Source organism: Promicromonospora citrea, from assembly GCF_013004695.1.
Lineage (GTDB): Bacteria > Actinomycetota > Actinomycetes > Actinomycetales > Cellulomonadaceae > Promicromonospora > Promicromonospora citrea.
In genome coordinates, this window is sequence record NZ_JABEMG010000092.1 from 1 (window position 1) to 18,709 (window position 18,709).

The 18,709-nt window shown below is 72.8% G+C and carries 14 protein-coding genes and 2 pseudogenes; 6 read left to right on the forward strand and 10 right to left on the reverse strand.

Going from position 1 to position 18,709, the window contains the following annotated elements:
- Together HLB15_RS16420 and HLB15_RS16425 are read left to right on the forward strand one after the other, a co-directional pair.
- Positions 1–287 (forward strand): annotated as a pseudogene (locus HLB15_RS16420) (ABC transporter ATP-binding protein); the annotation flags it as partial.
- A complete protein-coding gene (locus HLB15_RS16425) occupies positions 287–2,935 on the forward strand; it encodes an ABC transporter permease (RefSeq protein ID WP_171106840.1) in 2,649 nt (882 codons plus the stop codon). The pseudogene HLB15_RS16420 and the gene HLB15_RS16425, both read left to right, overlap by 1 nt.
- Positions 2,936–3,033: 98 nt before the next feature.
- On the opposite strand, the gene HLB15_RS16430 is transcribed toward HLB15_RS16425, so the two are convergent.
- The 5 genes from HLB15_RS16430 to HLB15_RS16450 are packed head-to-tail and all read right to left on the reverse strand — an operon-like array spanning position 3,034 to position 8,131.
- Positions 3,034–4,059, reverse strand: coding sequence for a glycoside hydrolase family 130 protein (locus HLB15_RS16430; RefSeq protein ID WP_229785657.1), 1,026 nt, complete (start codon positions 4,057–4,059; stop codon positions 3,034–3,036).
- Between the two features lie 5 nt (positions 4,060–4,064).
- The gene (locus HLB15_RS16435) at positions 4,065–4,898 is read right to left on the reverse strand and encodes a carbohydrate ABC transporter permease (RefSeq protein WP_171106841.1); all 834 of its coding nucleotides are present in this window, start codon (positions 4,896–4,898) and stop codon (positions 4,065–4,067) included.
- 1 nt (position 4,899) lies between these two features.
- Positions 4,900–5,814 carry a carbohydrate ABC transporter permease gene (locus HLB15_RS16440; RefSeq protein ID WP_171106842.1) on the reverse strand — a complete coding sequence of 305 codons (915 nt, stop codon included), beginning with the start codon at positions 5,812–5,814 and terminating at the stop codon, positions 4,900–4,902.
- A 5-nt stretch (positions 5,815–5,819) separates the two neighbouring features.
- Complete coding sequence (locus tag HLB15_RS16445; protein ID WP_171106843.1) at positions 5,820–7,097, reverse strand: extracellular solute-binding protein; 1,278 nt, start codon at positions 7,095–7,097, stop codon at positions 5,820–5,822.
- Positions 7,094–8,131 carry a LacI family DNA-binding transcriptional regulator gene (locus HLB15_RS16450; protein WP_171106844.1) on the reverse strand — a complete coding sequence of 346 codons (1,038 nt, stop codon included), beginning with the start codon at positions 8,129–8,131 and terminating at the stop codon, positions 7,094–7,096. Before HLB15_RS16450 ends, HLB15_RS16445 begins: the two co-directional genes overlap by 4 nt.
- Positions 8,132–8,254: 123 nt before the next feature.
- On the opposite strand from HLB15_RS16450, the gene ilvD reads away from it, so the two are divergent.
- The 3 genes from ilvD (at position 8,255) to HLB15_RS16465 (ending at position 12,901) form a co-directional block, all read left to right on the forward strand.
- Positions 8,255–9,970, forward strand: coding sequence for a dihydroxy-acid dehydratase (gene ilvD / locus HLB15_RS16455; RefSeq protein WP_171106845.1), 1,716 nt, complete (start codon positions 8,255–8,257; stop codon positions 9,968–9,970).
- A 130-nt stretch (positions 9,971–10,100) separates the two neighbouring features.
- Complete coding sequence (gene putP / locus HLB15_RS16460) at positions 10,101–11,609, forward strand: sodium/proline symporter PutP (protein ID WP_171106846.1); 1,509 nt, start codon at positions 10,101–10,103, stop codon at positions 11,607–11,609.
- 77 nt (positions 11,610–11,686) lie between these two features.
- Positions 11,687–12,901: an MFS transporter gene (locus HLB15_RS16465; protein ID WP_229785656.1), complete on the forward strand. Its 1,215-nt coding sequence runs from the start codon at positions 11,687–11,689 to the stop codon at positions 12,899–12,901.
- 40 nt (positions 12,902–12,941) lie between these two features.
- Here the strand turns inward: HLB15_RS16465 and HLB15_RS16470 are convergent, their stop codons facing one another.
- The 5 genes from HLB15_RS16470 to HLB15_RS16490 all read right to left on the reverse strand — a co-directional run bounded on the left by HLB15_RS16470 (position 12,942) and on the right by HLB15_RS16490 (position 18,319).
- Complete coding sequence (locus HLB15_RS16470; protein ID WP_171106847.1) at positions 12,942–13,478, reverse strand: gluconokinase; 537 nt, start codon at positions 13,476–13,478, stop codon at positions 12,942–12,944.
- Positions 13,475–14,908, reverse strand: a complete 1,434-nt coding sequence (locus tag HLB15_RS16475) for a GntP family permease (protein WP_171106848.1) — start codon at positions 14,906–14,908, stop codon at positions 13,475–13,477. The genes HLB15_RS16470 and HLB15_RS16475 overlap by 4 nt, the downstream gene beginning before the upstream one ends.
- Before the next feature lie 213 nt (positions 14,909–15,121).
- Positions 15,122–16,657, reverse strand: coding sequence for a peptide MFS transporter (locus tag HLB15_RS16480; RefSeq protein ID WP_171106849.1), 1,536 nt, complete (start codon positions 16,655–16,657; stop codon positions 15,122–15,124).
- 49 nt (positions 16,658–16,706) lie between these two features.
- Positions 16,707–18,164 (reverse strand): MGH1-like glycoside hydrolase domain-containing protein, encoded by a 1,458-nt coding sequence (locus HLB15_RS16485; protein WP_171106850.1) that lies wholly within the window; start codon positions 18,162–18,164, stop codon positions 16,707–16,709.
- Positions 18,161–18,319 carry a hypothetical protein gene (locus HLB15_RS16490; RefSeq protein WP_171106851.1) on the reverse strand — a complete coding sequence of 53 codons (159 nt, stop codon included), beginning with the start codon at positions 18,317–18,319 and terminating at the stop codon, positions 18,161–18,163. The genes HLB15_RS16485 and HLB15_RS16490 overlap by 4 nt, the downstream gene beginning before the upstream one ends.
- Positions 18,320–18,470: 151 nt before the next feature.
- On the opposite strand from HLB15_RS16490, the pseudogene HLB15_RS16495 reads away from it, so the two are divergent.
- A pseudogene (locus HLB15_RS16495) lies at positions 18,471–18,709 on the forward strand (hypothetical protein); the annotation flags it as partial.

Here is an 18,709-nt window from a genome sequence, read left to right on the forward strand (position 1 = left end):
CGCAGCCGGAGGTGGTGTTCGCCGACGAGCCGACGGGCAACCTGGACTCGCGTTCGGGGGCTGAGGTGCTGTCGTTCCTGCGGCGTTCGGTGCGGGAGCTGGGGCGCACGATCATCATGGTGACGCACGACCCGTCGGCGGCGGCGTACGCGGACCGGGTGGTGCTGATCGCGGACGGGAAGATCGCCGGGGACATCAGTGACCCGACCCCGGAGTCGGCGATGGCGGGCCTGGACGCGCTGCGCACGCTGGAGCCTGCTGTCACCACCGGTAGGACGGGCGCGTGATGACCGCCACCCTGACACCGCCGACCACCACGCCCACCCCGCAGCCGGGGACGCGGTTCCCCACCGCGCGCCTGACGCTCGGGCAGATGCGTCGTTCGACCGGCCGGCTGACCGCCGCCGGCGTGGCCATCCTCATCAGCACCGCTTTCGTCGCGGTCACCCTGCTCGCGGGCGGTGTCATCAACGGCACCACCCACGACATGGTCGCGGCGCAGTACGCGGACGCCGACGTCGTCGTGTCGGTGCCGCAGGCCGGCAGCGGCTCGTTCGGGCCCGAGACCGTCGAGGCGATCGGCGCCGTCGACGGCGTCGCGGCCGTGCAGCCCCTCACGACCTGGTTCGGCGACCTCCGCAACGGCGGAAAGGGCGGGTTCCAGGCCGTCGCGCCGGTGCCGTCCGACCCCAGGCTGTCCCCGCTCGAGCTCACCGACGGCACCTGGCCCGCCGCGGGCGACGAGGTCGTCCTCACCACACGCGTCGCCGACCGGCTCGAGGTGGGCATCGGCGACACGGTCACGGTCCACCGCGAGATCTACCCCGAGGGCTGGAACGAGAGCACCGCCGACGACCCGGCCACGGAGCTCGGCGAACCCGAGGAGGTCAGGACCGAGCTCACCGTGACCGGCATCACCGAGGACCCCTACGGCGCCTTCACCTCCTACGGCGGCACCGCAGCGGTCCCCGCCGCGACGCTCGACGAGTGGCGGCTGGCGGAGCCCTTCCCCGACCTGGTGCAGGAGGTGCTCGTCGCCCTCGACACGCCGCTGCCGGGCGACGTGCCGTCCGACCTGCGCGACGCCCTTCTCGACGCCACCGCCGGTGCGGGCGACACCGTCTCGGTGCAGACGGCCGACGAGGTGGCCGCCCAGCGGACCGCCGAGCAGACCGGCGGTCAGGACATCGTGTTCCTCGTCTTCGTGATGACCTTCGCGGCCATCGCGCTGCTCATCGCCGCCATGGTCATCACCAACACCTTCCAGGTGCTCGTCGCGCAGCGCACCCGCACCCTCGCGCTGCTGCGTTGCATCGGGGCCGGCACCGGCCAGCTCTACCGCAGCGTGCTGCTCGAGGCCGCGATCCTCGGCCTCGTCGCGTCCGTCGCGGGCATCGTGGTCGGTGCGGGGCTCGCCCAGCTGGCACTGGCCGTGGCGCCCGGCTTCGACCTCGGCGTGCCGCTGCCCGCGACCATCACGGTCACCACCCAGACGGTGCTGCTGCCGCTCGCCGTCGGCGTGGGCGTCACCGTCCTCGCGGCGATCGCACCGGCACGGTCCGCGACCCGCGTCGCACCGCTCGCCGCCCTGCGCCCGTCGGACGCGCCGACGCTGCGGGCCCGCGCGGGCCGCACGCGCCTCGTCGTCTCGATCCTGTGCCTGGTCGCCGGCTTCGCCGCCCTCGGGCTCGGCGTCTTCCTCGGCATGCGGGGCGCCACCCAGTTCGGGCTCGTCGCGGCCGTCGGCGGCGGTGCGCTGGCCTTCTTCGGCGTCGTGCTCAGCGCCGTCCTGTGGCTGCCCCGGGTCGCCGCGGGGCTCGGCAACCTGGTGTCGCGCACGGGCCCGGCGGCCCGCCTCGCTGTCGCGAACACGCTGCGCAACCCGCGCCGGACGGCGGCGACGTCCACCGCGCTGCTCATCGGCGTCACCCTGGTGACCATGATGTCGACCGGCGCGGCGAGCGCCCGCATGTCGGCCGACGCGCTGCTCGACGAGAGCTTCCCGTTCGACGTGAGCGCGGTCCCGTCCGACGACCGGTACGTCCAGGACGTGCGCGACGCCGTCGCGGGGACGGACGGCGTCGGCAAGACCACGCTCGTGACCCGGGCCACCGTGACCGTCGGGGGCTCGGACACGACCGTCAACGCCGTCCAGCCAGGCGAGTTCGCCTCCGTGGTGAACGTGCCGGAGGACGCGCGGATGCTCGAGGAGGGCTTCATCCTCCTCAGCAGCGACAGCGCGGGCCTGCTGGGGGTCGGCTCGAACGACGTCACGACCGTCGAGGGCCCCAACGGCACCATCGACCTGACGGTGCTGATCACCTCGAGCCAGGCGCTCGACCACGTGATGACGGCCGCCGACTTCGCACGCATCACCGGCGAGAACACGCAGACCGAGGTGTGGGGCACGGTGACGGGGTCGGACCCGGCGGCCGTCCTCACCGCCGTCCAGAACGCGGTCGCGCAGGCCGACGGCAGCGGGTACGTCGTCGGGCCCGTGGCGCAGGCGGAGCAGTTCCGGCAGGTCGTCGACGTGATCCTCGGCATCGTGGTGGGTCTGCTCGCCGTCGCCGTGGTGATCGCGCTCATCGGGGTCACCAACACGCTGTCCCTGTCCGTCATCGAGCGCACCCGCGAGTCCGCGACCCTGCGGGCCATCGGCCTCGACCGGGGCCAGCTGCGGGCGATGCTCGCCGTCGAGGGCATGCTCATCGCCGGCGTGGGCGCGGTGCTCGGCATCGTGCTCGGCCTGATCTTCGGCTGGTCGGGCGCGGCCACCGCGCTGGCCCTCATGGGCGAGGTGCGGTACGCCGTGCCGCTGACGGACATCGCGCTGGTGCTCGGCATCTCGCTGGTGGCGGGCCTGCTGGCGTCGGTGGTCCCGGCCCGCACGGCGGTCCGCACACCCCCGGTAGCAGCCCTCGCCGTCGAGTAACCGCCGAGGTAGTCACTTGGCGAGGTAGTCACCTGGCGAGGTAGTCACCCGGCGCGCGCTGGGTGACTACCTCGCCCCATGACTACCTCGCCCCGTGACTACCTCGGCGTGGGGTGGCGGAGCGTCGCGCCGTACGGGCGGGACGGGTCGTGGACCGCGACCGCCAGCGTCGTGTCCGACTGGCCGTAGTACGCGAACCACGTCCCGTGGAACTGCACCAGGCCCTCGACGAACGTCACGTTCGACACCAGCCCGTTCCTGTCCTCGAACGTCTGCGGCCGCAGCCACGGCTCCTGCAGGCGCGCGAGCACCCGGGTCGGGTCGTCGGGGTCGATCGCGATCTGGCCGCACCGGTAGTCGACGTCGACGCTCCCGTCGGGGTTGACCGTGCGCGTCGCGCCGTTGGTGAGCATGACGAGCAGCCCGTTGTCGGTGAGCACCGGCGACGTGCCGATCTCGACCAGGTCGGCGTCGAACGACCCCGGCGTCGGCTCGTACATGGGCTCGGTGTCCGGGGTGCCGGGCGTCCAGTGGATCAGGTCGTCGCTCGTGGCCCAGTAGATGGCGCCCTCGCCGAAGTACATCCACCACTTCCCCTGCATCTGCACGGGGACGATCACACCGGCCTTGGACCAGTTGTGGCCCCGCGGGTCGACGGTCGCGAAGGTGTCGAAGGACTCGAACACCGGGCCGTGCTTGGTCCAGGTGTGCAGGTCGGTCGACGTCGCGAGGCACAGCTGCGCGCTGTGCCGGTCCCAGCCCGTGTAGGTGAGGTAGAACGTGCCGTCGATGTACGCGATGCGGGGGTCCTCGCACCCGTACCGCTCGTAGTCCTCCGACGGCGACAGGATCGGCTCGTCCTCGCGCTCGAAGTGGTACCCGTCGCTGCTCCGCGCGAGCCCGATGTGGGACACGATGTCCTCGGCGTGCGCGCGGTACAGGAGCACGACCTCGTCGTCGACCACGAGGGCCGCCGGGTTGTAGAGGTTCGCCGACTCCCAGCTGCCGCCGCGGGGCCGCAGGATCGGGTTGTGCTCATAGGGCACGAACGGCCCGAGCGGGAACGTGGCGTGGGTGAACATGCTGGTGACGTCCATGGTGGCTTTCGTTGTCGTGGTGGTCATGGGGGTCAGCCCTTCACGGCGGAGCCGAGGTCGGAGGCGGTGAAGTACCGCTGGAACAGGATGAAGAGGATGACGACGGGGAACGCGAGCGCCGTGGCACCCGCGAGGATCGCGCCGTTCGGGTTGGCGGTGGACTGGGCCACGTTGGAGATGTAGTTCGCCAGCGAGACGGCGAGCGGCTGCAGCGTCGCGTCCTTGGTGATGAGGAACGGCCAGAGGAACTCGTTCCACGGCCCGATGAACGTGATGAGCACGACCGTGGTCAGTGCGGGCCGCACCAGCGGCACCGCGATCGCGCGGACGATGCGCAGCTCGCTCGCGCCGTCGATCCGCGCGGCCTCGAAGATCTCCGCGGGCAGCGCACGGAAGAACTGCGTGAAGATGAACACCGCCGTCGTGTTGATCGCGAACGGCAGGATCATGCCGAGGTAGGTGTCCCCGAGCCCGAACCCGCGGGTGACCTGCACGTACAACGGGATCATGAGCAGCTGGAACGGGACCATCTGGACCAGCAGCATGAGCACCCACGTGGCGCCGCGGCCGCGGAAGTCGAGCCGGGCCAGCGCGTAGCCGGCGAGCAGGCCGAAGGTCACGGTCCCGAGCAGCACGCCCAGCGTGAAGATCAGGGAGTTGAGCAGCGAGCCCACCAGGTCGAGCCGCGAGTCGATCGCGGTGAAGTTGCCCAGCGTCCAGCCGGACGTGGGCAGGAGCTGGCCGGGCGTGTTGGTCGGGCTCTCCTGGAACGCCCCGACGATCATGAACCAGAACGGGAAGGCGAACACCACGGCTGCCAGCGTGAGCAGCAGGTAGCGCAGCCAGGGCGGGCGTCGACGTCGCATGTCAGCGCTCCCTCGTGATGCGGTTGGCGGCGAGCGAGAGCAGTCCGACGACGACGACGAGCAGCAGGCCGATCGCCGCCGCGGTGTCCGGGTTCTGCTGCTGGATGCCGCGCTGGTAGATGAGCAGCACCGGGGTGACCGACGCGCCGTCGGGCCCGCCGCCGTTCGTGAGCAGGTAGGGCTCGGTGAACAGGTTCGCGCCGGTGATGATGGCCAGCACGAGCACGAGCACCGTGGTGGTCCGCACGCCGGGCACGGTGACGGCCCAGAACCGCTGCCACGCGTTCGCGCCGTCGGTCTCGGCGGACTCGTGCAGCTCGCGCGGCACGTTCTGCAGGGCCGCGAGGTAGAGCAGGATGTAGAAGCCGAGCTGCTTCCACGTCACGTACAGCGCGATCGTCGGCATCGCGAGCGACGAGCTGACGAGCCACGACGGGTCGGGCGCGAGCGGCCCGAGCACGGTGTTGACGAGCCCGCGGGACGAGAACAGCAGCAGCCACACGCCGACGAGCGAGACGCTCGCCGTCAGGTACGGCACGTAGAACGCGACCCGGTAGGCGGCCGCCCACCGCACGCCGCGGTCGAGCGCCGTGGCCAGCACCATCGAGAGCACGACCGTGAGCGGCACGTTGATGACGAGGAACACCCCGATGTTGCGGAAGGCGTCCAGCACCTGCGGGTCGGTGAGCACGGCGGCGAAGTTGTCCAGGCCGACGAACGGCTTGGGCACCTCCACCCCCGGCGCGGTGAAGAAGTAGTCGTGGAAGGCGATCCAGACGGCGAACCCGAGCGGGTAGGCGAAGACCGCCACGACGAAGACGACGTAGGGCAGCGCGAGCAGCGAGCCGATCGGCTGCCTGCCCCACCACCGCCGCCGGGCGGTGCCCGACGGCGTGGTGGTCGCTGAGGTGCTCATGGCGATCAGCCCTGGACCAGCCCGTCGATCTTCTCGGCAGCCCCGCTCAGGAACTCCTCCACGGAGGTGGTGCCGAAGATGACCGCCGACGAGTAGGCGTCGCGGAAGGCCTGCCACGCCTCGACCGAGTTCGGGATGCTCGGCACGTCGCCGGTGCGCTGGTCGGCGAACACCTCGTAGGCGGGGTTGTCCGCGAAGTAGTCCGCGTAGGTCGTGGCGAGGTCGGTGCGCAGCGGCATCTGGCCGGTGGCCTCGAGCAGGGCGCCGTCGTTCTCCTCGCTGGTGGAGAACTTCAGGAACTCCCACGCGGTGCCCTGGTTCTCGCACGCGGTGAACATCGAGACGTTCTTGGAGTCGGCGAACGTCACGGGGTCGGCCTCGCCGCTCGACGTCGGCACGGGCATGAAGCCGACGTCGACGCTGTCCGCGTAGGACGCGATGGCCCACGGGCCGGCGAGCTGCATCGCGGTGGTGCCCGCCGACATGGCGTCGTCGGTCGACGCCTCCTTCGGCGCCAGGCCCTCGGAGTAGATCGTCGCCCAGAAGTCGGCGACGGCCGTGCCGTTCTCGTCGTCGAAGGTCGCCGCGCCGTCCTCGACGAGCGGCGTGCCGCCGGACTCGGCGAGGTACAGCGGGTAGAAGTCGAACCATGGCTGGAAGAACTCGTTGGTCGGCGAGGGCCAGATCGCGCTGTCCGCCGCGCCCGAGTCCACGATCTTCCGGGCACCCGCGAGGAAGTCGTCGTAGGTGGCCATGTCCGGGTTCTCCGGGTCGATGCCTGCCTTCTCGAAGACGGCCTTGTTGTACATGACCATGACGGGGTTCGACTTCCAGGGGAGCTGGTAGTAGCCGTCGTCGGTGAGGTAGGTCTGTGCGCCGTCGCCCACCCGGTCCTCGATGTAGCTCGCGCCGTCCTCGAGCTCCGACAGGTTGACGAGCCCGCCCTGGCGCACCCAGCCCGGCACCGCGGCGCTGGAGATGTTGTAGACGAGGCAGGGCGCCGTGCCGGCGGTGATCGCCGCGGTGATCGCCTCCTCCGAGGAGGACCCGGCCGGGATCTCCTGCGCGGTCACCTTCTCGTCGGGGTGGTCGGCGTTCCACGCCTCGACGACGTCCTTGCCCCAGGCCACCTCCTGCTCGTTGTTCGACAGCCAGACCGTGATCGGGCCGGTGGCGGAGGCGGCGTCGTCCCCGCCGCCTCCCCCGCCGCCCCCGGAACAGGCTGCGGTCAGGGCGACGGCGGTCAGCGTCGCGGCGACGCCGACGATCCGGTGGTGCTTCATGACAACTCCTCCTCGAGCGGGGTGGGGTGCGCCTCGGGTGCGGGGCCGGCGGTGCTGGCGCGCAGCCGAAGCACGGTGCAGTCGACCGTGACGGACTCGGCCGGCTCCCCCGCGAGGTCGGCGAGCAGCCGCTCGGCCGCCACCTTCCCCCGCCGGAACGGGTCGGACGAGACGCTGGTCAGGGCGGGGCTCAGGTGAGCCGAGAGATGGTCGTCGTCGAAGCCGGCGACGGCGAGGTCGGCCGGGACCTCCAGGCCCCGGCTGCGCGCGTACGAGTACCCGGCGATCGCCATGGTGTCGTTCGCGTAGAGGACGGCGGTCGGCCGGTCCGGCAGGCCGAGCAGCTCCGCGGTGAGGGCGCGGCCGCTGCCCGCGGTGAAGTCGCCCTCGCGCAGCAGCTCGTCGCCGCCGACGCTCTCGACGTACGCGGCGGCCCGCGCGTGCGAGTGCACGTAGTCCAGCGGGCCGGACACGTGGGCGATGCGGGTGTGGCCGAGCGCGCGCAGGTGGGCGACCAGCTCGCGCACGGGCGTGGCGTCGTCGGTGCGCACGGTGGAGAACGGGTTCTCGGCGTCGTACGCGCCGAGCAGGACGGCGGGCAGCCGGAGGTCCCGCAGGTAGGGCACGCGCCAGTCGACGCGGTGCAGGTCGAGCACGATCACGCCGTCGGCCCGGCCGCTGGCCATCGCCCGGTAGGCGCGCTCCTCGGCCGTGCGGCCCGTGACCATCTGGAGCACGAGCGCGATCTCGTGCCCGGCGAGGACGGACTCGACGCCCGAGATGAACGCGGGGAAGAAGGCGTCGGAGGCCAGGATGGCCGGGTCCCGCGAGAGCACGACGCCGACGGCGTTCGCGCGCCGGGCCGCGAGCGCCCGGGCCCGCGAGCTGGGCACCCAGTCGAGGCGCTCGGCGGCGGCGAAGATCCGCGCCTTGGTCGTCGCGGAGATGGGCCGCTTGCCGCTGTAGGCGTGCGAGACCGTCGCCTTCGTCACGCCTGCGGCGCGGGCGACGTCGTCGATCGTCGGCCTGCCCATCGTTCTCCTCTCGCGGCGCTGCTCGGTGCGTTCACGGTAAAACCGGTTTGATGAACCGGCCAACCGGTTTGACGATCGCCTCGACCACCTGCGGCTCGGCCCCCTTCCCGGCAGAATGCTGGGATGAGCGACGACGCCTTCCCCGACCCCGGGATCGACATCAAGCCCCGCTCCCGCCAGGTGACGGACGGGCTCGAGGCCACGGCCGCGCGGGGCATGCTCCGCGCCGTCGGGCTGAGGGACGACGACTTCGCGAAGCCGCAGGTGGGCGTCGCGAGCTCGTGGAACGAGATCACGCCGTGCAACCTCTCCCTCGACCGGCTGGCCAAGGCCGCGAAGGAGGGCGTGCACGCGGGCGGCGGCTACCCGCTCGAGTTCGGCACCATCTCGGTGTCGGACGGCATCTCGATGGGCCACGAGGGCATGCACTTCTCGCTCGTCTCGCGCGACGTCATCGCGGACTCGGTGGAGACGGTGGTCCAGGCCGAGCGCCTCGACGGCACGGTGCTGCTGGCCGGCTGCGACAAGTCGCTGCCCGGCATGCTCATGGCCGCGGCCCGCCTGGACCTGTCGAGCGTGTTCCTCTACGCGGGGTCGATCATGCCGGGCTGGGTCAAGCTCACGGACGGCACGGAGAAGCAGGTCACGATCATCGACGCCTTCGAGGCGGTCGGGGCGTGCGCGCGCGGGCTGATGAGCCAGGAGGACGTCGACCGCATCGAGCGGGCGATCTGCCCGGGAGAGGGCGCGTGCGGCGGCATGTACACGGCGAACACGATGGCGTCGGCGGCCGAGGCGCTGGGCATGTCGCTGCCGGGGTCGGCGGCGCCGCCGTCGGCCGACCGGCGCCGCGACGCGTGGGCGCACCGCTCGGGCGAGGCGGTCGTGGAGCTGCTGCGCCGCGGCATCACGGCGCGCGACGTCCTGACCAAGGAGGCGTTCGAGAACGCGATCGCCGTGGTCATGGCGTTCGGCGGGTCGACGAACGCGGTGCTGCACCTGCTGGCCATCGCCTACGAGGCCGAGGTGGACCTCACCCTGGAGGACTTCTCGCGGATCGCCGACCGCGTGCCGCACCTGGGCGACCTCAAGCCGTTCGGCCGGTACGTGATGAACGACGTGGACCGCATCGGCGGCGTGCCGGTGGTGATGAAGGCGCTGCTCGACGCGGGCCTGCTGCACGGCGACGCGCTGACCGTCACGGGCCGCACGGTGGCGGAGAACCTGGCCGAGATCGACCCGCCGGACCCGGACGGCAAGATTCTGCGAGCCATGGACGACCCCATCCACCGCACGGGCGGCATCACGATCCTGCGCGGGTCGCTCGCCCCGGAGGGCGCCGTCGTGAAGTCGGCGGGGTTCGACTCCGACGTCTTCGAGGGCACGGCGCGCGTGTTCGAGCGGGAGCGGGGGGCGCTCGACGCGCTGGAGGACGGCACCATCCAGGCGGGCGACGTCGTCGTCATCCGGTACGAGGGGCCGAAGGGCGGGCCGGGGATGCGCGAGATGCTCGCCATCACCGGCGCCATCAAGGGCGCCGGCCTGGGCAAGGACGTGCTGCTCGTGACCGACGGCCGGTTCTCCGGCGGCACCACGGGCCTGTGCGTCGGCCACATCGCACCCGAGGCCGTCGACGGCGGGCCTGTCGCCCTGGTGCGGGACGGCGACCGCATCCGCCTCGACGTCGCGGCGAAGACGCTGGACCTGCTCGTGGACCCGGCCGAGCTCGACGCCCGCAGGACCGGCTGGGCGCCGCTGCCCCACGGGTACACCCGCGGTGTGCTCGCCAAGTACACGCGGCTCGTGCGGTCGGCGTCGCAGGGCGCCGTGCTGGGGTAGGGCGCCGTGCCGGGGTAGGGGCGAAACATCCCGTTTGAGCCCGGACGAAAGTTCGTGCCACAATCCCGGACTCACGCGGCACCCCGCGGAACAAAACTTTCACATCGCCGGACACCACCTGGAGCGACCCATGACCCCCGAGGTTTGGAAGACGATCGCGATCGTCGCGTACCTCGTCCTGATGCTCGCCATCGGCTACGCCGCCTTCCGTCGCACCGACGACCTCGGCGACTACATGCTCGGCGGGCGCCGCCTGCGCCCCGGTGTCGCGGCGCTGAGCGCCGGGGCCTCCGACATGTCGGGCTGGCTGCTCATGGGCCTGCCGGGCGCGATCTACGTGAGCGGCCTCGTCGAGTCGTGGATCGCGATCGGCCTGACGATCGGCGCCTGGCTCAACTGGAAGTTCGTCGCCCCGCGCCTGCGCGCCTACACCGAGACGGCGAAGAACTCGATCACCATCCCGAGCTTCTTCGAGAACCGCCTGCACGACACCTCGCGCCTGCTGCGCGTGGCCTCCGGCGTCATCATCCTGGTGTTCTTCACGTTCTACGTGTCCTCGGGCCTCGTGGCCGGCGGCACGTTCTTCGAGGGGTCGTTCGGCGCGCAGTACGCGACCGGCATCTGGGTCGTCGGCGGCGTGACGCTCGCGTACACGCTGTTCGGCGGGTTCCTCGGCGCCACGTGGACCGACGTCGCGCAGGGCCTGCTCATGCTCGCCGCGCTCGTCGTCGTGCCGGTCGTCGCCTTCGTCGAGGTCGGCGGCTGGGAGCCGGTGCGCGAGGGCCTGCTCGCCGCCGAGGGCAGCGGCGCCGCGAACCACCTGTCGTTCGTCGCCGGCGCCTCCGCCACCACCATCATCTCGGCCGCCGCGTGGGGCCTCGGCTACTTCGGCCAGCCGCACATCATCGTGCGCTTCATGGCCATGCGCTCCCCCGCCGACGCCACCGCGGGCCGCCGCATCGGCATCAGCTGGATGATCGTCACCGCGCTCGGCGCGGTGCTGACGGGCCTCATCGGCGTCGCCTTCGTGGGCGCGCGCGGCGAGACGCTCGACAACCCCGAGACGGTGTTCCTCTACCTCTCGCAGGTGCTGTTCCACCCGCTGGTCGCGGGCCTCGTCCTGGCCGCCGTGCTCGCCGCGATCATGTCCACCATCTCCTCGCAGCTCATCGTCTCCTCCTCTGCACTGGTCGAGGACCTCGTCAAGATCGCGGGCCGCGAGATGAGCGCGCGCACCGAGGTGCTGCTGGGCCGCCTCGGCGTGCTGCTCGTGGCCACGGTCGCCGGCGTCATCGCGTTCGACCGCACCGACACGATCCTCGACCTCGTCGGCTTCGCCTGGGCCGGGTTCGGCGCCGCGTTCGGACCCATCGTCCTGCTGAGCCTGTACTGGAAGCGGCTCACGAGCTGGGGCGCGCTGGCCGGGATGGTCACGGGCGCCGTCGTCGCCTTCGCCTGGGGACGCTCCCCGCTGGCCGACACGCTCTACGAGCTCGTGCCCGGCTTCGTGCTCGGCGGGCTCGCCGCGATCGTCGTCAGCCTCGTCACCGCCGCGCCGTCGCGCGCCGTGCAGGACGAGTTCGCCGAGGCCGCGCGGCTCGCGTCGGCCCGGGCGGGCGACGCGCCGACCGAGGCGTAGCCCGCCCGGGCGGCGCCCCGCCGCCCACGGGCTGGACGAGGTCGTTGCCGAGGCTAACTATCTGGCACGATGGCGGGGTGACGACGGAACCACCAGCACGCGGGGACGGGGCGGACGAGCCCGAGTTCCGGTTCCGTGACATCGCCGTCGTCGCCTACCTGCCGTCGGTCGTCAGCTCGCTCGGGCACGGCGCCGTCATGCCCGTGCTGGCCATCCACGCGGGCGACCTGGGCGCGAGCACCGCGGTGGCCGCGTTCGTCGTCGCCCTGCTCGGCATCGGCCAGCTCGCCAACTCGCTGCCGTCGGGCGCGCTCGTGGCCCGGCTCGGCGAGCGCCGCACCCTGGTCATCGCGGGCCTGGTCGACGCCGTCGCGATGCTCGCCGCCTTCGCCGTGCCGTCGGTGTGGCTGCTGTGCGTCGCGGTGTTCGTCAGCGGCATGAGCTGGACGGCGTTCCTCCTGGCCCGCCAGGGCTTCCTCATCGACGCCGTGCCGGTCAGCCACCGCGCACGCGGCATGGCGCTGCTCGGCGGGTCGATGCGGCTGGGGATCCTGATCGGCCCGCTGCTGGGCGCCGGGCTCATCCACCTGCTCGGCGTACGGTCGGTGTTCGTGCTCGCGGCGGGCGCCTCGCTGGTGTCCGCGATCATCGTGACGCGCATGCCGGACTTCGGCCGGGTGTCCCGCGGGGCCGTGCAGCTCCCCGTGCGCACCGTGCTGTGGGAGCACCGGCGCACGCTGCTCACCCTGGGCGTCGCCGTCGTCATCATCGGCGCGTCACGGTCGGTGCGCACCGGTCTGCTGCCCCTGTGGGCCGACCACGTGCACATCTCCGCCGCCGTCGTGTCGCTGCTGTTCGCGGTCGCCGCCACGATCGACATCCTGCTCACGCTGCCCGGGGGCTGGCTGCTCGACACCAAGGGCCGCCAGGTGGTCGCGATCCCGGTCGTGCTCGCGGTCGGCGTCGGCTGCCTGCTGCTGCCGCTGACCGACTCGGCGCTCGGCGTCGGCCTCGTCATGGTGGTCATCGCGCTCGGCAACGGGCTGGGCTCCGGCATCGTCATGACCCTCGGGGCCGACGTCGCGCCCGAGGAGGGCCGGTCGCAGTTCCTCGGCGGGTGGCGGCTGTGCGGCGACATCGGCAACACCGGCGGGCCGCTGCTCGTCTCGGCCGTGGCCGCCGTCGCGCCCCTGGCCGCCGCGCCCGTGGTGATCGGCGTGCTCGCGCTGGCGGGCACCCTCTGGGTGGGCCACTGGACGGGCCGCGCCGACCGGGACCGCAGGGGCCGCTGAGCAAGCCCGCGCGGGCGGCACGCCCCTGAGCCCGTGCGGCTCAGCCCGGCGCGCCTCCCGTCACCGCCGCGAGCGCGTCGGCGACCACCTCGTCCACCGTGCGGGTGTCGTCGACGACGACGCCCGCCTCGTCGGGCTCGAGGGGCTCGAGCGTGTCGAGCTGCGACTGCAGCAGCGACGGCGGCATGAAGTGCTTGCGCCGGCGCATCCGGTCGAGCAGCACGTCGTAGGTCGCCTCGAGGTGCACGAAGTACAGGTCCGCGTACCCCTCGCGCAGCCAGTCCCGGTAGGGGCGGCGCAGGGCCGAGCACGCCGTCACCGACGTCTGGCCGACACCCTCCAGCCGGGCGATCTCGTCCGCGAGGGCGCGCAGCCAGGGACGGCGGTCGGCGTCGTCGAGCGGATGGCCTGCCGCCATCTTGTCGATGTTCGCCTGCGGGTGGAACGCGTCGCCCTCGACGAAGACGCTGCCGAGGGCGGCCGCGAGCTCCTGCCCGACCGTCGTCTTGCCGGTCGCGCTCACGCCCATGACCACGACGTGGCGCCGTGGCCCGGCCGGGGCGCCGGGCGTGGTCATCCCAGCACCGGCCAGAGCAGGGCGGCGATGAGGAAGACCGTGACGCCGAGGCTCGTCTCCAGCACGGTCCACGTCTTGAGCGTGGTCCGCACGTCCATGCCGAAGAACCGGTTCACCAGCCAGAACCCGGAGTCGTTGACGTGGGAGAGCACCGTGGCGCCCGCCGCGACCGCGAAGACCAGCAGCGTGATCCGGGCGTCGCTCAGCCCCTCGGCGGCGACCTGCGCGGAGATGAGCCCCGCCGTCGTCGTCAGGGCGACCGTCGCGGACCCCTGCGCGACGCGCAGCACCGTCGCGATGACGAACCCCTGCAGCAGGAGCGGCAGGCCCACGTCGGACAGCGAGTCCGTGAGCGCGGTGCCGATGCCGCTGGCCCGCAGCACGCCGCCGAACATGCCGCCCGCACCCGTGATGAGGATGATCGAGCAGATCGGGCCGAGCGAGTCGTCGAGCAGGCTGTTGGCGCGGTCAGCCGTGAACCGGCCCGGCGCGAGCACCGCGAGGGCGACCAGCACGGTGATGAGCAGCGCGATCGGCGTCTCGCCGATGAGCGTGAGGGTGCTCACCCAGGCGGCGCCCTCGTCGACCGCGCCGGCGGTGACGAGCGTCGAGACCACGGTGTTGAGCGAGATGAGGACCAGCGGCAGGAGCAGCATGAGCAACACGACACCGAACCGCGGCGGCGCCTTGGTCGCCGTGGCGGTCGCCGTCACCGTCCCGCCCGAGCCGGAGCCGCCCTCGTCGTCCGCGCCGCGGTTCATGCGGCCGAAGACGGCGTCGGGGATGTCGACCACGTAGCGCCGGCCCAGGTAGCGGGCGACGAAGTACCCGCCGACGACCCACGTCACGACCGCGAGCGGCACGGCCATGAGGAGCGTCAGGCCGATGTCGCCGCCCATGAGGTCGGCGGCGGCGACGGGGCCGGGGTGCGGCGGCACGACGGCGTGCGTGATGCCGAACGCGCCGGCGGCCGGCAGGCCGTACCGCAGGATGCCGCCGCCGAACCGCCGCGCGACGGTGAAGATGATCGGCAGGAACACCACGAGCCCGGCGTCGAAGAAGATCGGCAGGCCGAAGATGAGCGCGGCGACACCGAGCGCGAGCGGGGCCCGCCTCTCGCCGAACCGGTGGATGAGGGTGTCGGCGAGCACCTGCGCGCCGCCCGTGGTCTCGAGCAGCCGCCCGACCATGACGCCGAACCCGACGAGCAGTGCGACCGACCCCAGCGTCCCGCTGAAGCCGGTCATCAGGGCGTCGGGCACGTCCGCGATCGGGATGCCCGCCGCGACGGCGGTGACGACGCTGACGAGCACGAGCGCGACGAACGCGTGGAGCTTGAAGCGGATGATGAGCACCAGGAGCACGGCGACCGCTGCGGCGGCGATCAGCAGCAGGGTCCCGGCCCCGTATGCGGGTTCGATGTCGGTCACGACCGCCTCCTCGCGGTGAGCCTGCAGGTGAAAACGATCTCGATACGGGGCGAACCTACCAGGTGGCCCGGCGCGGGTAGCCGCAGGTCACACCGGGCGAGCCCGGCGTCGCCGTGGTCCCCGCCGCCACTCGTCGTCGAGACCGACGTTGATCGGCCTTGGCGGCCGCCAAAGCCGATCAACGTCGGTTTCAAAGACGGTGGCGAAGAGGGCTCACTCCCCCGCCGTGCGGACGCCCTCCAGCTGGTCCGCGCGGCGGACGTGACGGGTGACCCACGGGCCCAGCAGCGCGAGGACGCCCGCGCACACCAGCGCGACCAGCCCGATCCCGCCGAAGTACGCCGTGTCCGACGCGCCCGCCGTCGCCTGGACGAGCTGCGCCGTGATCGCCTGGCCCGCGGCCGGGGCGAGGAACCACAGCGCCATGGCCTGTCCCTGGTACGCGCGCGGCGCCAGCAGCGTGGTCGCCGCCAGGCCGACCGGCGAGAGGCACAGCTCGCCGAGCGTCTGGATCACGTACACCGAGGCGAGCACCCAGCCCGGCGTCAGCCCGTCGCCCGCCGCGGCGGACGCACCGGCCAGCACGAGGAACGACACGGCCGCGAGCGCCAGCCCGATCGCGAACTTGTACGGCGTGGGCGGCCGGTCCTTCGTCCGCACCCACAACCACGCGAACACCGGGGCCAGGATGATGATCGACGCCGGGTTGACCGACTGGAAGAACTCGGGGCTCACGGTGAACCCGAGCACCTCGCGGGAGGTGCGGTCGGCCGCGAACGTGGCGAGCGTGGTCGCGGCCTGCTCGAAGATCATGAAGAAGAGCATCGCGGCGACGAACAGCGGGATGTAGGCGAGCAGGCGGCGGCGCTCGGCGTCGGACACCCGCTCGGAGCGATACATGACGACGAAGAACGCGACGGGCGCGAGGAAGGCGACGTAGCTGAGGGTGTCGATGAGGGCGAGCACGCCCCACTGCCCCGACACGAGCCGGGCGAGGAGGTACACGAGCACGACGGCGCCCGCGACGACCGCGAACAGGCGCGCGACGGCGGGGCGCTCGCCGGGGAGCACGGGGTCGGGCACGTCGTCGCCGGCGCCGTGCAGGTGCTTGCGGCCGAGCACGAAGAAGACGAGCGCGACGGCCATGCCGACGGCGGCGACGGAGAACCCGGCGTGGTAGCCCCACACCGCGCGGACGGCGCCGACGATGATCGGCGAGAACAGCGAGCCGATGTTGATGCCCATGTAGAAGATCTGGAACGCCGACTCACGCCGGGTGTCGGCCCGGTCGTAGAGGGCGCCGACCATGGACGACACGTTGGGCTTGAGCAGGCCGGTCCCGAGCGCGACGAGCACGATGCCGAGGTAGGAGAACCCGGCGGCGGGGATCGCGAGGCAGACGTGGCCCGTCGCGATGATCATGCCGCCGTAGAGCGTGGAGCGGCGGGCGCCGATGACGCGGTCGGCCAGCCACCCGCCGACCACCGACAGCAGGTAGACGCCCGTGCCGTACACGGACACGACCGCCTCGCCGAGCGTCTGGTCGAGGCCGAGGCCGCCGTCCGCGAAAGTGTCGGTGAGGTAGTAGACCAGGATGGCGCGCATCCCGTAGTAGCTGAACCGCTCCCACAGCTCGGTGGTGAACAGCGTCATCAGGCCGAGGGGATGGCCGAAGAACCGGCGGTCGCCGCCAGGGGCGGGGGTCTGCGGTCCGGGTTCCGGCAGCGGTGCCGCCGCGCCAGTGCTCATGGATCGATCGTCGGCGCGTTCCCGGCGCGCCGCACCTCGGGAGCGGGGCTCAGGCCCGGGCGGGCCCGAGGACGACGTCGAGCGTGTGCGGACCGGTCAGGTCGGCGGGGACGACGACGTCGGCACCGTCCAGCCCCGCACCGTCCAGCCGCGCGGCGAGGACGCGCCCGCCGTGTCCGCGCAGCCGGACCGTGAGCACGGCGTCCCGGTACGGGAGCCCCGCGACCGTGACGTCCCCCCAGCCGGCGGGCAGGAGCGGCGCGACGCCGAGCCCGTCGAGGCGGGGGCGCAGCCCGAGCAGCCCGGCGTGGACGGCACGCAGGTACGCGGTGGCCGACCACGTCTGGTCGGGCTGGGACTCCCAGACGTGCCCGGTCTGGTACCCGCCGTCGACGGCGCCGGTCGCGGCGTCGTAGATCTCGTACCAGCTCCCGGTACGCGCGAAGAGGCGCGCCATGGCCTCGACCTCGCGCGCGAACGCGGCCTCGTGGCCGGTCCGCGCCGCGGCGTCGGCCCAGAAGCCCTGCACCACGGGCCACACGACGTCGTTGTGCCGCCCCGCGTGCCCGACGGCGGCGTACCGCCCGAACCGCGGGTGGACGTCGGTGATGCCGTGCGGCGCGACGTGCGCGCCGTCGACCAGCGCGCGCGCCCGGCCAGGGTCCGCGAGGCCGAGCAGGACGACGAACGCCAGGCCCGCACCCTCCTGGTGCTCCTGCAGCACGCCGGCCGCGGGGCCGTGCGCCGGCAGCGTGTAGCCGTAGCGCCCGCGGTGGGGCTGCCAGAGGTGTCGCTCGACCGCGTCGGCGAGGCTCGCGGCGCGGCACCGGTGGCCGTGGGCCGCCTCCGGGTCGCCGAGCGCGTCGGCCATCGCGGCGAGGCTCGCGTACGCGCCGTGGTACAGCGCGTTGGTGCTCAGCGCGCGCTGGGTCACCGCGGCGGGGTGGTCGAGCACGAAGCTGCTCGCGCCGTCGCCCTCCGGCACCAGCGGGTCGGGGTAGCCCGCGATGCCGTCGTTGAAGAACGAGGGTCCGGTGAACAGGCCGGTCGCGGCGTCGTGCTGCGCGGCCTCCCGGACGGCCAGCGTGGTCGACGCCGCCTCGTACGCGGCGGCGAGGAACGCCCGGTCGCCCGTGACGAGGTGGTGGTGCCACGCCGCGACCACCCAGATCACCTGGTCCCACCACTGGTCGTCCGGCTGCACGACGAGCGCGCCGCCGGCGTCGCGCGTGACGACCGACCAGAGGGTCTCGCGCGCGACGTCGGGCGCCAGGAGACTGCCCGCGTTCCACGTGTTGACGGCCGCGTCGCGCGTCCAGGGCTGCTCGTACCCGCCGCCCGCCCGGAAGAAGGTGCCGACGCGCGGGTCCAGCAGGCCGGAACCGCCGTAGACCGCCGGGTCGTACGGCACGGCGTTGGTCTCGAGCAGGTTCGTCAGCGCCCCGGAGTAGGCGGGTGCGAGCAGCGCGTGGACGGCCGGGTCGGCGGCGGTGAGCTCGGGCGTCACGCGGCGTCCTCCCCCACGACCCAGTCCGCGAGCGCCCCGAGCGGCACGAGCAGGTCGTGGCCGGGCGCGCTCGGCGTGCACGCGGCGGCGGGCGGCGCCGGGGGCAGGACCGCGCGGGTGCCGAGGCCGTCGTCCTCGGTGTTCCCCTCTGACATGGGCGTGCCTTCCTCCCGCAGGTGAGCTCGGCGACCGCAGGTTCGGTCCCGACACCGTAGTCCGGACGTGCGAAGAGCACACCGTCTCGCAGAGCTCACTTTTGTTGCCTCGATCAACGACAGGCGTAGGGTGAAAACGAAGGAGGCACTCGTGATCACTCGAACGTCCAGGCCCGTCCGCTCCGGCGCGGCGGCGGCAGCCGCCCTGCTCCTGCTGGCGGGGTGCACAGGCAGTCCCGGCGACGACGCGTCGGGCGGGGCGAGCACCCCGCCGTCGGCCTCGACCTCCGGCTCCCCGTCCGAGGCGTCCGGGCCCGCCGACGCCGAGGCCCCGGACGGGGGAGCCTCCGGCGACCCGTCGACGCCCGCCGCCGCGGACGGCGCCGGCGG

Bases quoted from the DNA above. Each gene is read 5' to 3' on its own strand.
- HLB15_RS16480 (WP_171106849.1), bottom strand. From the start codon at position 16,657: ATGAGCACTGGCGCGGCGGCACCGCTGCCGGAACCCGGACCGCAGACC.
- HLB15_RS16430 (WP_229785657.1), bottom strand. From the start codon at position 4,059: ATGACCACCACGACAACGAAAGCCACCATGGACGTCACCAGCATGTTC.
- HLB15_RS16425 (WP_171106840.1), top strand. From the start codon at position 287: ATGACCGCCACCCTGACACCGCCGACCACCACGCCCACCCCGCAGCCG.
- HLB15_RS16435 (WP_171106841.1), bottom strand. From the start codon at position 4,898: ATGCGACGTCGACGCCCGCCCTGGCTGCGCTACCTGCTGCTCACGCTG.
- HLB15_RS16445 (WP_171106843.1), bottom strand. From the start codon at position 7,097: ATGAAGCACCACCGGATCGTCGGCGTCGCCGCGACGCTGACCGCCGTC.
- HLB15_RS16490 (WP_171106851.1), bottom strand. From the start codon at position 18,319: ATGTCAGAGGGGAACACCGAGGACGACGGCCTCGGCACCCGCGCGGTC.
- HLB15_RS16440 (WP_171106842.1), bottom strand. From the start codon at position 5,814: ATGAGCACCTCAGCGACCACCACGCCGTCGGGCACCGCCCGGCGGCGG.
- HLB15_RS16450 (WP_171106844.1), bottom strand. From the start codon at position 8,131: ATGGGCAGGCCGACGATCGACGACGTCGCCCGCGCCGCAGGCGTGACG.
- HLB15_RS16470 (WP_171106847.1), bottom strand. From the start codon at position 13,478: ATGACCACGCCCGGCGCCCCGGCCGGGCCACGGCGCCACGTCGTGGTC.
- ilvD (WP_171106845.1), top strand. From the start codon at position 8,255: ATGAGCGACGACGCCTTCCCCGACCCCGGGATCGACATCAAGCCCCGC.
- putP (WP_171106846.1), top strand. From the start codon at position 10,101: ATGACCCCCGAGGTTTGGAAGACGATCGCGATCGTCGCGTACCTCGTC.